Origin of the sequence: Agarivorans litoreus, assembly GCF_019649015.1 — a bacterium.
Classification (GTDB): domain Bacteria; phylum Pseudomonadota; class Gammaproteobacteria; order Enterobacterales; family Celerinatantimonadaceae; genus Agarivorans; species Agarivorans litoreus.
Genome location: NZ_BLPI01000001.1, coordinates 2,415,440 through 2,428,570, shown reverse-complemented (window position 1 = coordinate 2,428,570; position 13,131 = coordinate 2,415,440). Strand labels below are relative to the sequence as shown.

Annotated in this window: 15 protein-coding genes; 12 read left to right on the top strand and 3 right to left on the bottom strand. The window is 46.9% G+C overall.

The window, feature by feature from the left end:
• Window positions 1-3: 3 nt before the first annotated feature.
• Together urtB and urtA are read right to left on the bottom strand one after the other, a co-directional pair.
• A complete protein-coding gene (gene urtB / locus K5L93_RS11305; protein WP_220719935.1) occupies window positions 4-1,611 on the bottom strand; it encodes an urea ABC transporter permease subunit UrtB in 1,608 nt (535 codons plus the stop codon).
• A gap of 156 nt (window positions 1,612-1,767) precedes the next feature.
• Window positions 1,768-2,997 carry an urea ABC transporter substrate-binding protein gene (gene urtA / locus K5L93_RS11300; RefSeq protein WP_246615117.1) on the bottom strand — a complete coding sequence of 410 codons (1,230 nt, stop codon included), beginning with the start codon at window positions 2,995-2,997 and terminating at the stop codon, window positions 1,768-1,770.
• A 448-nt stretch (window positions 2,998-3,445) separates the two neighbouring features.
• Between urtA and K5L93_RS11295 the strand changes: the two genes are divergently transcribed.
• From K5L93_RS11295 to menE, 9 genes are all read left to right on the top strand, one after another.
• Complete coding sequence (locus K5L93_RS11295; RefSeq protein ID WP_220719933.1) at window positions 3,446-4,330, top strand: urease accessory protein UreD; 885 nt, start codon at window positions 3,446-3,448, stop codon at window positions 4,328-4,330.
• A gap of 20 nt (window positions 4,331-4,350) precedes the next feature.
• On the top strand, window positions 4,351-4,653 hold the full coding sequence (gene ureA / locus K5L93_RS11290; protein WP_016403121.1) for an urease subunit gamma: 303 nt from the start codon (window positions 4,351-4,353) through the stop codon (window positions 4,651-4,653).
• Between the two features lie 22 nt (window positions 4,654-4,675).
• Window positions 4,676-4,999, top strand: a complete 324-nt coding sequence (locus K5L93_RS11285; RefSeq protein WP_220719932.1) for an urease subunit beta — start codon at window positions 4,676-4,678, stop codon at window positions 4,997-4,999.
• The gene (gene ureC, locus K5L93_RS11280; protein ID WP_220719931.1) at window positions 4,996-6,702 is read left to right on the top strand and encodes an urease subunit alpha; all 1,707 of its coding nucleotides are present in this window, start codon (window positions 4,996-4,998) and stop codon (window positions 6,700-6,702) included. Before K5L93_RS11285 ends, ureC begins: the two co-directional genes overlap by 4 nt.
• Before the next feature lie 11 nt (window positions 6,703-6,713).
• Window positions 6,714-7,160: an urease accessory protein UreE gene (ureE, locus tag K5L93_RS11275; protein ID WP_220719930.1), complete on the top strand. Its 447-nt coding sequence runs from the start codon at window positions 6,714-6,716 to the stop codon at window positions 7,158-7,160.
• Window positions 7,160-7,828 (top strand): urease accessory protein UreF, encoded by a 669-nt coding sequence (locus K5L93_RS11270; protein WP_220719929.1) that lies wholly within the window; start codon window positions 7,160-7,162, stop codon window positions 7,826-7,828. Before ureE ends, K5L93_RS11270 begins: the two co-directional genes overlap by 1 nt.
• 26 nt (window positions 7,829-7,854) lie before the next feature.
• Window positions 7,855-8,490, top strand: a complete 636-nt coding sequence (ureG, locus tag K5L93_RS11265) for an urease accessory protein UreG (protein WP_152782974.1) — start codon at window positions 7,855-7,857, stop codon at window positions 8,488-8,490.
• A 23-nt stretch (window positions 8,491-8,513) separates the two neighbouring features.
• Entirely contained in the window at window positions 8,514-9,077 is a 564-nt protein-coding gene (locus K5L93_RS11260; RefSeq protein ID WP_220719928.1) for a HupE/UreJ family protein, read from the top strand.
• 74 nt (window positions 9,078-9,151) lie between these two features.
• Window positions 9,152-10,558: an o-succinylbenzoate--CoA ligase gene (gene menE, locus K5L93_RS11255; RefSeq protein ID WP_220719927.1), complete on the top strand. Its 1,407-nt coding sequence runs from the start codon at window positions 9,152-9,154 to the stop codon at window positions 10,556-10,558.
• Here menE and K5L93_RS11250 read toward each other — a convergent pair.
• A complete protein-coding gene (locus K5L93_RS11250; RefSeq protein WP_220719926.1) occupies window positions 10,528-10,737 on the bottom strand; it encodes a hypothetical protein in 210 nt (69 codons plus the stop codon). The genes menE and K5L93_RS11250 overlap by 31 nt on opposite strands.
• Before the next feature lie 285 nt (window positions 10,738-11,022).
• On the opposite strand from K5L93_RS11250, the gene K5L93_RS11245 reads away from it, so the two are divergent.
• From K5L93_RS11245 to K5L93_RS11235, 3 genes are read left to right on the top strand one after another with little or no spacing between them, the layout of a single operon-like run.
• Window positions 11,023-11,406, top strand: coding sequence for a hypothetical protein (locus K5L93_RS11245; protein ID WP_220719925.1), 384 nt, complete (start codon window positions 11,023-11,025; stop codon window positions 11,404-11,406).
• 49 nt (window positions 11,407-11,455) lie between these two features.
• On the top strand, window positions 11,456-12,313 hold the full coding sequence (locus tag K5L93_RS11240) for a LysR family transcriptional regulator (protein ID WP_220719924.1): 858 nt from the start codon (window positions 11,456-11,458) through the stop codon (window positions 12,311-12,313).
• Window positions 12,303-13,100 (top strand): LysR family transcriptional regulator, encoded by a 798-nt coding sequence (locus K5L93_RS11235; RefSeq protein WP_220719923.1) that lies wholly within the window; start codon window positions 12,303-12,305, stop codon window positions 13,098-13,100. Before K5L93_RS11240 ends, K5L93_RS11235 begins: the two co-directional genes overlap by 11 nt.
• The last annotated feature ends 31 nt before the right edge of the window (window positions 13,101-13,131 follow it).

The window sequence follows — 13,131 nt, the reverse complement described above, 5'->3', positions numbered from 1 at the left end:
GCTTTAGTCCTCCACCGTACGACCTTTCAAGGCAAACAAGCCTCGAGGACGTTTTTGAATAAATAGAATGATGAACACTAGAACCAAGATTTTGGCTAATACGGCACCGGCAAACGGTTCCATTAGCTTGTTAGCCACACCTAAAGTAAGTGCGCCAATCACTGTGCCAAATAGGTTACCCACGCCGCCAAATACCACTACCATGAAGGAATCGATAATGTAGTTTTGGCCAAGGTTAGGGCCTACGTTAGTTAACTGACTTAATGCCACACCAGCAATACCGGCAATGCCAGAGCCTAAACCAAAGGTCATGGCGTCTACCCAGCTTGAACGAATGCCCATAGAGTTAGCCATTGGGCGATTCTGAGTTACCGCACGCATTTGCAAACCAAAGAAGGTTTTACGCAAAATTGTCCACAGTAGTGCCACTACCATAAAGCTGAAGATGATGATGTAGAGACGGTTGTAGGTAAGAGACAATACGCCGTTAATTTCTAGTGAGCCGCTCATCCATTGCGGGGTAATTACCGCTTGGTTTAGCGGACCAAAAATACTGCGAACCGCCTGCTGTAGAATAAGGCTTAAACCAAAAGTGGCTAATAGTGTTTCTAGCGGGCGACCGTATAAGAAACGAATCACGCCACGCTCAATTAATACACCTACCAAACCAGACACTAAAAAGGCGGCAGGAATTGCCACCAGCAACGACCATTCAATGTTGTTTGGCATTAATTGCTGCACCACATAGGTGGTGTAAGCACCCAGCATGATCATTTCGCCGTGGGCCATGTTAATCACGCCCATCACCCCAAAGGTAATCGCAAGGCCTACCGCTGCCAACAACAGTACCGCACCTAAGCTCAAACCAAAGTAGATGTTCTCGGCCACGCTGTTTATTTGTAACAGCTGATCATTGGTAGCAATGGCTTTATCAATGGCGGCTAGTACTTTAGGCTCTTGCTCGCTAGCTTGCTGCTTAACTAATACGTTACGAGAGGCAGGATCTAATTGACCTGCCAGTAGCTCGGCCGCAGCTAAACGCTTGGCGGTGTCGCCAAATTGCAGATTAATAATCGCCTGCATTTCTTTTAGTTTGGCAATCACATCTTTGTCTTGCTCAGCAACCAAACGCTGCTCGATTAGTGGTGTGTATGATTGGTCAGCATCATTCATTAACGAGCGAATGGCTGCTATACGGTCGGTAGCTTGTTCAGCATTTAAGCCAATAAGTGCTAAACCATTGCGCAGTTGCCGACGAATTTTGTTGTTAACGGTAATTTTCTTAATCTTAGATTTTTTAACCGTGCCTAAATCAGCGCCATCAATCACTGAACTTAAGTGATAAACACCGCCATCTTCAGCCGCTACTACTACTTTTTTATCTGATTTTTGGTAGTACAAATTGGCGCTTAATAAGCTTTCGAAGATCAAACTATTACGTTTGTCTCCGCTAGCAATTAGCTGTTCAATAGCTTGTTGTTTTTGACTATTTTTTTTTGCAGTTAAGGCCTGCACTGCCTGCTCCCAATCACTTGCTGCAGCTGGTAATACCCAAAGCATGAGTAAAACACCGGCCAACAAGCGTGCAAAGCGAGATATGTATATGCTCAAAACAATCCCTACTCTTGATTGATTCAATACAAAAAAGGCGCTACCGATATTACTCAGCCGCGCCTTTTAAAAAGTGCCCGTAGGCACTTAGCTGTTTACGCGTACCTAGGTTCTATTTGTCTTTTGGGCTGTTGAGCTCAAAAGCGCAACAGTTCCTTAGTAGTTTTGACCAGAACATTGGCCAGTTTTAATATTGAAGTTGCCACACTTAATTGGGGCAGTCCAATCAGCAACAATAGTAGCCGATTCAGTTAGGTGGTCTGTCCAAGCATCACCAATTACGCCGCCGCTTGTTTGCCATACAGTGTCGAACTGACCATCAGCTTGAATCTCACCAATAAGCACAGGCTTAGTTAAGTGATGGTTAGTGTTCATTACTGCATAACCGCCAGTTAAGTTAGGCACAGTGATACCGTACATTGCTTCACGTACAGGGTCGGTGTCGGTAGTACCGGCTTTTTCAACGGCTTCAGCCCACATTTGGAAACCAATGTAAGTGGCTTCCATTGGGTCGTTAGTTACACGCTTGTCGTCGCCCGTGTAGGCTTTCCAAGCTGCAATAAACGCTTCGTTTGCTTCGCTGTCTGCACTTTGGAAGTAGTTCCAAGCCGCTAAGTGACCAACTAGAGGGGTTGTATCAAAACCAGATAGTTCTTCTTCACCTACAGAGAAAGCAACAACTGGGATATCTTCAGCCGAAATACCTTGGTTAGCTAGTTCTTTGTAGAAAGGAACGTTGGCGTCACCGTTAATGGTTGAAACAACCGCTGTTTTCTTACCTGCACCACCAAATTTCTTCACATCAGAAACGATAGTTTGCCAATCAGAGTGACCAAATGGCGTGTAGTTAATCATGATGTCGGCGTCGCTTACACCTTTAGACTTCAGGTAAGCTTCTAAGATTTTGTTAGTAGTACGTGGGTATACGTAGTCGGTTCCGGCTAAAACCCAACGCTCTACTCCTTCTTCGTCCATTAGGTAATCAACCGCTGGAATCGCTTGCTGGTTTGGCGCAGCGCCAGTGTAGAATACATTTTTAGAGCTTTCTTCACCTTCGTACTGAACAGGATAGAAAAGCATACCGTTTAGCTCTTCAATTACCGGAAGAACAGACTTACGAGATACCGAAGTCCAACAACCGAAGATAACGTCTACTTGCTCTTTATCCAGTAGCTCACGTGCTTTCTCGGCAAATAAAGGCCAGTTAGATGCTGGGTCAACCACTACAGGTTCTAGCTTCTTACCTAATAAACCACCCTTTTTGTTTTGCTCTTCAATCATCATAAGCACGGTGTCTTTCAGTGTTGTTTCACTGATAGCCATGGTGCCTGATAACGAGTGCAATACGCCTACTTTAATGGTTTCTGCGGCTTGAGCTGCATTCATTGAGAAGGCAAGTGCTACACCACTTGCAACCGTTGCGATCTTCTTCCATTTGCTATGTTGTGTCATTGCTATATTTCCTATTTTTTATAGTCCTTTAGAGCATGCGGTACCTCATGCAATGCTAAACAAGCTAGAGCATCGACTATGCCAAGTAGAAAATAATAATTAAAAACAATAACTTACATAAATAATACATGTGTCATTAATAATTCTACGCACAAAACATGAGCGTTTGCCTCAAATAAACGCACCAAAATGATCGTACAATAAACAAACACCAAAAAAACGCACCATTTTGGCCATTACGCACCAAAATGATCCACCGCAAGCTGCTGATTTTACGTTATTTTGAATAGGAGCCGCTCTTAGGTTAGCTCGATAAAACTGGTTTAGTTCTTGCTCTATTAAGCAGAGAAAAATCACTCCCAGCCATCAAAGAAGGATAACAGTGAGTCAGCAAGAGCAAACCGCATGCAGCAATTCGCACGCCCCCATTAAGCAAGGTTGGGTAGCCACCCTTGATTTGGGCTTTGCCCCTATCGCTAATAAAACTCGCTTAACCTTAAATCAAAGCCAAGGACCATTGCGGGTACAACGCCCTTTTCACCCAGAACTGGCAGCACCAGATTGTTGCCATGTGTATTTATTACATCCACCCGGTGGCTTAGTGGCGGGCGATCACCTGCTGATGAATGTGGAATGTTTGGCTGGCAGTAAAGTGGTACTTACTACCCCAGCATCAGGCAAGTTATACCGCTCTAACTTGGCCCGCCAACAGCAACGCCAAGAGCAGCGATTTCATTTACAAGACAACAGCAGCTTAGAGTGGCTGCCGCCAGAGACCATTGTATTTAATGGCGCGCAAGGCCGCTTAGACAGTCACTTCATGTTGCAAGGTAATGCTCAACTAATCGCTTGGGAAATTACCTGCTTAGGCCGTAAAGCCAGTGACGAAGACTTTGACCACGGCGAGTTGATGCAATCTATCAAGGTGTATCGCGAACAGCGCCCATTGCTGATTGAGAATACCCGCATCGATAACGCCAATACTGCTGCTAACCCAGCAGCCTTGGCTGGCAAACACGTATACGCCTGCATGTTAGCCACAGTAGATTTGCTCAGCGAATTAGCCCAAAAGCAGCTATTAGAAGATTTACGCGAACAACTAGCGTGTGCAGAGGTGGGCATCACATTAGTGCGCAGCCTTATCATTTTGCGCTATTTAGGGGATAACGCTGAACAAGTAAGGCAAGAGTTTGAAGCGGCTTGGGCGCTTATTCGCCCGGTTACCCTAGGCCACTCAGCGGTACGCCCCCGAATTTGGAATACTTAATTTAATACTACGAGGCAGACATGGAATTAACCCCAAGAGAGAAAGACAAGTTATTGCTGTTCACCGCCTTTTTGGTCGCCGAGCGACGTAAAAACAAAGGGCTAAAACTGAACTACCCCGAAACCGTGGCTTATCTCTCGGCCAGCATCGTAGAAGGCGCGCGTGAAGGGCGCAGTGTTGCCGAACTAATGAGCTGGGGACGCACCTTGCTAAGCCGTGACGACGTAATGGATGGCATTGCTGAAATGGTGCACGAAGTACAGGTGGAAGCCACCTTCCCCGATGGCACCAAACTGGTCACCGTGCATAACCCAATCCCTTAGGCAACGAGTAGAGGAACAGCAAATGATACCCGGAGAACTAATCATTGATGATGGTGACATTGAGCTAAACCAAGGTTTAGCCACAGTGACCATAGATGTTGCCAACAGTGGCGATCGCCCAGTGCAAGTAGGCTCGCACTACCACTTCGCCGAAACCAACCCAGCCCTGCATTTTGACCGTAAAGCCGCTTTAGGTTTTCGTCTTAATATTGCCGCCGGCACCGCAGTACGTTTTGAGCCAGGCCAAAGCCGCCGCGTAGAACTGGTTGCCTTAAGCGGCAGGCGCGAAGTATACGGCTTTAGAGGGGAAGTAATGGGCAAACTAAGTGACGAGGAACAAGCATGAGCAAAATGGATAAACGCGCCTATGCCGAAATGTTTGGCCCAACCGTGGGTGACAAAGTACGCCTTGGCGATACCGAGCTAATCATTCAAGTTGAAAAAGACTACGCCCAATACGGCAGCGAAGTAAAATTTGGTGGTGGTAAAGTAATTCGTGATGGCATGGGGCAAAGCCAAGCTAGCTGTGCCATGGTGCCAGATACCGTGATTACCAACGCCCTTATTTTGGATCACTGGGGTATTGTAAAGGCCGACATCGCACTTAAAGACGGTCGTATTCAAGCCATTGGTAAAGCGGGTAATCCCGATATTCAAGACAACATTGATATCGAGATTGGTGCCGGTACCGAGGTAATTGCCGGTGAAGGCCAAATTGTGACTGCCGGCGGGGTCGACTCACACATTCACTATATTTGCCCACAGCAAATTGAAGAAGCCTTAATGTCGGGCACTACCACCATGTTAGGGGGTGGCACCGGCCCCGCAACCGGAACCAATGCAACTACCTGTACCCCTGGCGCCTTTCACTTAGGCAAAATGCTGCAGTCGGCAGATTGTTTCCCAATGAACCTAGGCTTTTTAGGCAAGGGCAACGCTAGCCTACCGCGTCCATTAGAAGAACAACTAATGGCCGGCGCCATGGGCTTAAAACTGCACGAAGATTGGGGCACTACTCCGATGTCTATCGACAACTGTTTAACCGTTGCCGAAAACTACGACGTGCAAGTGGCCATTCATACCGACACCTTAAATGAATCAGGTTTTGTAGAAGATACTATCGCTGCCTTTAAAGGCCGAGTCATTCATACTTACCACACCGAAGGCGCAGGCGGCGGCCACGCTCCCGACATTATTACCGCCTGTGGTTTAGATAATGTGTTGCCATCGTCTACCAACCCAACTCGCCCCTACACCATTAACACCGTAGACGAGCACTTAGACATGCTAATGGTATGTCACCACCTTGATCCGGCTATTCCTGAAGACGTGGCTTTTGCTGATTCGCGGATCCGTAAAGAAACCATCGCCGCCGAAGACATCTTGCACGATTTAGGCGCATTTTCGATGATCGCCTCAGATTCGCAAGCCATGGGCCGAGTAGGCGAAGTAATCACCCGTACTTGGCAAACCGCCCACAAAATGAAAGTGCAACGCGGTTTATTGCCAGAAGATAAAGAAATTGGCTGCGATAACTTCCGTGCTAAACGTTACATTGCCAAATACACCATTAACCCGGCCATAACCCACGGTATTGCCCATGAAGTAGGCTCGGTTGAAGTGGGTAAACTGGCAGATTTAGTATTGTGGAAGCCTGCCTTTTTTGGCGCTAAACCCTCGTTAATTATTAAAGGGGGCGCGATTGCTGCCGCACCAATGGGCGACCCAAATGCGTCGATCCCTACGCCACAGCCAGTACATTACCGCCCAATGTTTGGCGCTTACGGCAAGGCGATGAGCGAAACCCGCGTCACCTTTGTAAGCCAAGCGGCTTTAGATGCAAAAATTGATGAAACCTTAGGCCTCACTAGTCGCCTTGTGGCTTGTAAAAATACCCGCAGCATTAAAAAGCAAGACATGGTGCACAACCACTACCAACCGCACATGGAAGTGGACTCGCAAACCTATGAAGTACGTGCCGATGGCCAATTGCTTGAATGTGAACCCGCTGCCGAGCTACCACTCGCTCAGCGTTACTTTTTATTTTAAGGAGAGAATGAATGTTAAAGGTGTATCAAACCCTCCATCACTATCACGGCCCGGTGCATCACCAAGTGGTATTGAGTTACGAATTGCGTAAAAAAGCCCGCATTAAGGCGCAAACCGAAGCCAAACAAGATATCGGCTTTTTCCTTGAGCGTGGCCAAGTGCTGCAAAATGGTCAAAAGCTCGAAGCCGACAATGGCGAAGTGGTTGAGATTAAAAGTGCCGACGAGTTGGTAACCACCGCCTATAGCGATGACCCACTAATGTTCGCCAAGGTGTGCTACCACTTAGGCAACCGCCATACACCGCTGCAAATAGGCGAAGGTTGGGTGCGCTTTCAACCCGACCACGTATTGCAAGACTTAGTGGAGCTTTACGGGCTACGAGTAGAACAGCACCAAGGGCCTTTTGACCCAGAAACCGGTGCTTATCACAGCCACTTGCCAGGACATAGCCACTAATGACTAGCATGGCGCAACTTCAGCTAATGCGTTTGGTTAGCCCCAGCTTACCGGTAGGTGGTTTTGCCTATTCGCAGGGTTTGGAATACGCCATCGAAAACGGCTGGGTGAATAACCCTCAGCAGCTAAAAAGCTGGATTAGCGGTTGTTTAGAGGCAGGGCTAGCCTGCCTCGACATTCCGATGCTGGCGGCACTTTATCAAGCCTGCAAAGCGCAAGACTTTGCTAAGTTTGAGAGCCTAAATTTAGAACTTATTGCCAGCCGAGAAACCCTTGAGTTGGAGCTAGAAGATGTGCAAATGGGTAACGCCTTACGTACCTTGCTTAGCCAACTCGATGAGGCAATTACCGCCCCGCTCAGCCAAGAATCGATGAGCTGGACTAGCATGTTCGCTTTGGCAGGTGTGCATTGGCAAGTAGCGCTTGATGAATTAGCCGATGGCTACCTATGGACTTGGCTAGAAAACCAATTAGCGGTAGCCGGTAAAACCCTACCGCTTGGGCAAACTGCCTGCCAAAAATTATTGAGTGAGTTACTGCCACTACTGCCACCGGCACGTGAATCGGGACTCACTCTACCTTTAGAACAAATTAGCGGGTCGTTACCAGCCTTAAGCTTGGCTAGCGCCCTTCACGAAACCCAATATTGTCGGCTGTTTCGCTCTTAGCGTAGCCACAAAAAAGAGGAACTATAATGAGCATAAAACAAACCTTACGTGTAGGTGTCGGCGGCCCGGTTGGCTCAGGCAAAACAGCCTTACTTACAGCGCTATGTCGCGAACTAAAAGACCGTTTCAACCTAGCGGTTGTGACCAACGACATCTATACCAAAGAAGATGCCCAATTTTTGCTGCGCAACGATGCCCTCGCTGAAGACCGCATTTTAGGTGTAGAAACTGGCGGCTGCCCACACACCGCCATTCGCGAAGATGCGTCGATGAACCTAGCGGCGATTGCCGAGCTTAATCGCCGTCATCAAGGCTTAGATTTAGTGCTAGTAGAAAGCGGCGGCGATAACCTAAGTGCCACTTTTAGTCCCGAGTTAAGTGATTTAACCCTTTACGTAATCGACGTAAGTGCCGGAGACAAAATCCCCCGTAAAGGTGGCCCAGGCATTACCAAATCTGACTTATTGATCATCAATAAAACCGATTTAGCCCCACACGTTGGTGCCTCGCTAGAAGTCATGGATCGCGACGCTAAAAAAATGCGCGGCGAACGCCCATTTGTATTTAGTAACCTTAAAACCAGCGAAGGCTTACAAACCATTATCAACTTTATTATTGAGCAAGGCATGCTAGAAGAATCTAGCCCTGCTACTGCCAACTAGTTTTAAATTACAAGGAACCTACCATGAAAAGACTACTTACTTTGGCTGCAGGCCTACTCATTAGCTTGCCCAGCTTTGCCCACGAAGGACATCACCATGGCTTAAGTGAAGGCTTGTTACACCCACTTACTGGCCTTGACCATCTAATTGCCTTAAGCCTAATTGGTTTATTAGCTAGCCAAACTGGCAAACTTAAGTTGAGCTTGGCGCAAAGTGTATTTGCGTTGATTGTGGCAGCGGTTGTTGCCAGCATGGGTTTTGTACCACCAATGTTAGAGACAGGCTTAGCTATTTCTCTACTGGTTATGGCGGTATTAGTGGCTAAGGTATTGCCAAAAGCGGCTAGCCTAGCGGGTTTAGCAGTATGTTTAGTGGCAGCCTTACACGGTGCAGCCCATGGTAACGAAGTGCCTGCTGGCGCAGACATGAAGCTATTCTTTGCAGGCTTTATTGCTAGCTCAATTGCCCTTATTAGCGGCGGTTACTTGCTAGGTAAAGCTGTGCAAAAATCGACTTACGGCCAAAAAATCACTCGCACTATTGCTGGTTTCGCTGGTGCCTTTGGTGTAACTGCACTGCTTGCATAAGCCCCACAAAAACTGCGCCGCTGGCGATATTTGCCAGCGGCGACAAGCTTCACAATTTGCGGCATAATGCTGCTATGAGCGCCCATTCTTTGTCTACCCACGCACTGCAACTGCAAAGCCAACTTCGCCCAGAACATATTGCCCTGAGCATTGGCCAACAGCAGCTTAGCTATCAGCAGCTTTATGTCATGGTAAAAGCCACGGCTGAACAGTTGCGTCTGCAAGGCGTAACACAAGGCTCAAGAGTGTGCTGTTTTGGCGAAGATCCACTGCGTATGCTGCTGTTGCAGCTAGCTAGCTTGGAGCTAGCCTATATCTTTTGCCCACTTAATCATCATCACCCGCTCCCGCAATTACAGGCTTTAAGTGAAACCGTAGACTGTCAGTTTTATTGGAGTGATTTAGATTACAGCTTACAGCACGCGAAGCGAGTAGAGTTTAACCCGCACCAAGAGCTTAGCTGCTCTGCCGGTATTGAGCTCGACAGCGAAGCCCCAATCAGTATGGTGTTTACCTCCGGCAGCAGTGGCCCGCCTAAAGCTGTGGTGCACTGCTGGCGAAATCACTACTACAGTGCTCAGGGCTCGCAAGCGATGATCCCTCTCAAGCACCAAGACCAATGGTTATTATCTTTACCGCTTTACCATATTGGCGGCCAAGCCATTGTATGGCGCTGCTTGTTAGCTGGTGCGCGCATCGTTGTGGCACAAAACAAAGGGCGAGTATTTCCGGATTTACTGGGTAGCAACACCACCCATGTATCATTGGTGCCTACTCAACTTTATCGGCTACTCACCCAAGCAAGATTTTGGGCGCATAGCCTTAAGCTCAAACACATCTTAATTGGTGGCGCAGCTTGTAACGACAGTTTATTGGAAGAAGCCATTAGCCGCGGCTTTCAAGTTTATAGCTCCTATGGCAGCAGTGAAATGAGCTCGCAAATCGCTACCCGCCATCACCGCTTAGGCCAAAGTGCTTATCAAATTTTGCCGCATCGCCGCGCCAAGATACATCAAGACGAGATTTACCTACGCGGTAAAACCTTGTTCTTGGGTTACTGGAAAAACGGCGAAATTTTAAAAGCCTGTGAACCTGACGGCTGGTTTAACAGCGGGGATAGAGGGTTAATTGAAGGTGCGCACTTACACACACTAGGGCGTAGCAATAATATGTTTATTTGCGCCGGTGAAAACATTCAACCGGAAGAAATAGAGCTGGCATTATTGCAACACCCAATGATCAATCAGGCGGTGGTAGTGGCACAACAAAACAATGAATACGGCCAATGTCCGGTGGCGTTTATTAACGCAGAACAAAAGCTAAGTAAGCAGCAGCTGAATCTGTTTTTACGTCAGCAGCTTGCGGCGATCAAACTACCGATCGCCTATTTTGAATTACCGGCTCACAACTCGCTGAAACCTTCGCGCAACGAGTTGAGCACATTGGCTAATCACAAGTCTAGTTGTTGTGACCAGTGTTGAAGTTCAGAAATGCTAATCCAAGATTGTTGATAGGCGTGTTGTAAGGCACTGTGTTGCTGCTCTTTAAGGCTTAAGTGTGAGTCAGGAACAAAGCAGCATGCTCCTTTTAAAAACTGTTCTCTTTCTGCTAAGTAACGGCTTAGCAAGCCGGTATTGGCGAACGCTTGTTCTGTTCTCATAAGCACTCCTTACGACTAAAAATAGCTAGCGCTTAGAAGCTGAAGAGCCAAAGAAAATCACTCTCAACAACTTCGTAAAGTAGTCGACCAACAATTGGAAACAACCACTTAGCTTACATTTAGCATGCATTTACCCCCTCAACAAGCACTATTTCGCAGCAATTGATCAAATTAGCTTAGCCCGTCACGATATCACCACCAAGCTGTCGATAAAGCCACTAAACAGTAGTTTATCTTGCAAATAGCTGACTATAGAATCCTGAGTATTCAATATTAGAGGTAAAAATGAAAATTACAGTATTTATTGCTAGCGCACTTTGTTTGGTAGCACTTTCGAGTAATGCCAATCCCGAGCTTGGGGTAATGGTGGGCAGTGACAATGGTATTAGCGCTCAATTTAATGATATTCGAATGAGTCTAGGGCTTAACGATTTCTCTTTAAGTGGCGATAAAATCATTGGTTTTCCTGAGCAACAATACTTTTATTACGGCTTTGGCGGTAAATGGAGTGATAACAACCGGCATAAGTTAGGCGCTAGAGCGGTGTTTGGGGCGCATACTGTAGTTGATAAGTTTCGTTTCTTTGCCGAGCTACAACCGATTGTGTATGTAGTTGACGACTTTGAGGTTAAGCTCGAGGCCAGTGCAGGTGTTCGCTACATGTTTTAACAGCTCAGCTATTCTCTGCTAGCCTTAAAAGATACTAAGATCATGGCCTATGAGAATGCAGCACACGGATATTGGCTTGCTCAGTCGGTTTGTTAAAGCCTATGAGCAACGCCACCATTACCCAGAGATGACCAGTTCTAGCAGCAGAAGAAAGATTTTTTCTGACTTAGAGCAATCATTAAACTGCACGCTATTCGACCCCGATTACCGCCGCTTAAACGAACAAGGCCAGCAACTTTACCAACGCGCTAAACAGTTGCAACAGCAACTAGATAACTTTCTGCAAAGCCCGGTAGATAAAGTACAGCCTCAACAAATCTTTATTGGTTTGGATGAATTTGTACCTAGCCAGAACTTGTTACAATGCTACCCACGCTTTATTAGCGAGCTTTCACTGCAACAACTAAAATTGGTGCAATTAACTAGCGGCCAACTCCAACAGCAATTAGTAAACGGTAATATCGACATTGCATTGCGGGTGGCTCAGCAGAGCAAACCGCCTAAAACTCATTCACGCCGCTACTGTAATTTAAGTTTAGCTCTGGCCTGCGCCGCTCGCCATAGTTTAAGTAAACATCAGCAGCTCAGCGTAGAGCAGTTACAGCGCCATCGCCAACTCTGTTTAAGCCATTTGCCCTCAGAGCTACAACTTAATCGCGTAAATTGCTGGCAACTGAGTCACCGCGAAATGCTGCACGATTTGCTAGTACTAGGAATGGGCTGGGCGATCGCTCCACGCCATTGGTTGGAGTCCAGTTTTCGTAATGGCAGCTTAATAGAATTACACTTAAGTAATTACTTCTCACCGACCAAGCTGGAAATAGAAATCCTTTGGTTAAACAGTCAACACAACAGCCAAGTCGCGCAATGCTTAAACCTATTAAGTTTGAGTGCCTATGATGGATGAACAAGCCAAACAAGCAGCCTTAGAAGCCTTTGTTTGCCTCGCCAAACATGGCAATTTAATAAAGTGTGCCGAGCAACTTAAGTGCACCGAGATACAGGTAATACAGCGGATTGACCAACTAGAAAAACAACTCGTCTGCTGCTTGTTCAACCAACACGCGGCACCTTTTCCACTAAGTTCAGCAGGACTTGCCTTAATAGAGCAGGCTGAGTTAATAGTAAGCCGCTATCACGAACTACAGCGCCACTGCCGCCATTTACAACTAGGCAAGAGCCTCAAGTTAAGCATTAGCTATCAAGCCTGGTTTCCTAGTCCGTGGCTTACCTTGTTAGCCAACCAATTACAGCGCTTTGATCCCTTACTGGATTTGCATTTCAGCGGTAATAGTCAGCAACATGTTCACTTTAGCTTTTCTGCACAAAGCCAACAGCACAATACTCAAGTGCTTAGTTGGCGCCCAGCCAAGTTGATAAAAGTAGCTCACCCTAAGTTGGTTAATCATCAGCAGCGCTTTGATGGCCATTTAAAGCTGTTTGATATTCGCGAGCCTCAGCAAAATAATTTGTTTATTGGAGAGACCTTGTTGCTGGATGCGCTAGAAGCCGCTTTAGGCTGGGCAATTTTGCCACAAATAAGTGTCGAATCTCGGCTCGCTGAAGGGCAGCTAAAGGCTTGGCCAGATTTACTGGTAGAACTGCCAACTTACTTGCACTTGTCACATCATTGTCCGGATGACATCCATAGCTGGCTGCTGCAACAACAAGCAGAGTATTGTGAATTACCCTAAACAATCGCTTATAATTGACACGCCTTTATTA

Coding starts and splice junctions, on each gene's coding strand:
- K5L93_RS11245 (WP_220719925.1), top strand. CDS start 11,023: ATGAAAATTACAGTATTTATTGCTAGCGCACTTTGTTTGGTAGCACTT.
- K5L93_RS11250 (WP_220719926.1), bottom strand. CDS start 10,737: ATGAGAACAGAACAAGCGTTCGCCAATACCGGCTTGCTAAGCCGTTAC.
- ureE (WP_220719930.1), top strand. CDS start 6,714: ATGTTAAAGGTGTATCAAACCCTCCATCACTATCACGGCCCGGTGCAT.
- ureG (WP_152782974.1), top strand. CDS start 7,855: ATGAGCATAAAACAAACCTTACGTGTAGGTGTCGGCGGCCCGGTTGGC.
- menE (WP_220719927.1), top strand. CDS start 9,152: ATGAGCGCCCATTCTTTGTCTACCCACGCACTGCAACTGCAAAGCCAA.
- K5L93_RS11270 (WP_220719929.1), top strand. CDS start 7,160: ATGACTAGCATGGCGCAACTTCAGCTAATGCGTTTGGTTAGCCCCAGC.
- K5L93_RS11260 (WP_220719928.1), top strand. CDS start 8,514: ATGAAAAGACTACTTACTTTGGCTGCAGGCCTACTCATTAGCTTGCCC.
- K5L93_RS11240 (WP_220719924.1), top strand. CDS start 11,456: ATGAGAATGCAGCACACGGATATTGGCTTGCTCAGTCGGTTTGTTAAA.
- ureC (WP_220719931.1), top strand. CDS start 4,996: ATGAGCAAAATGGATAAACGCGCCTATGCCGAAATGTTTGGCCCAACC.
- ureA (WP_016403121.1), top strand. CDS start 4,351: ATGGAATTAACCCCAAGAGAGAAAGACAAGTTATTGCTGTTCACCGCC.
- urtA (WP_246615117.1), bottom strand. CDS start 2,997: ATGAATGCAGCTCAAGCCGCAGAAACCATTAAAGTAGGCGTATTGCAC.
- K5L93_RS11235 (WP_220719923.1), top strand. CDS start 12,303: ATGATGGATGAACAAGCCAAACAAGCAGCCTTAGAAGCCTTTGTTTGC.
- K5L93_RS11285 (WP_220719932.1), top strand. CDS start 4,676: ATGATACCCGGAGAACTAATCATTGATGATGGTGACATTGAGCTAAAC.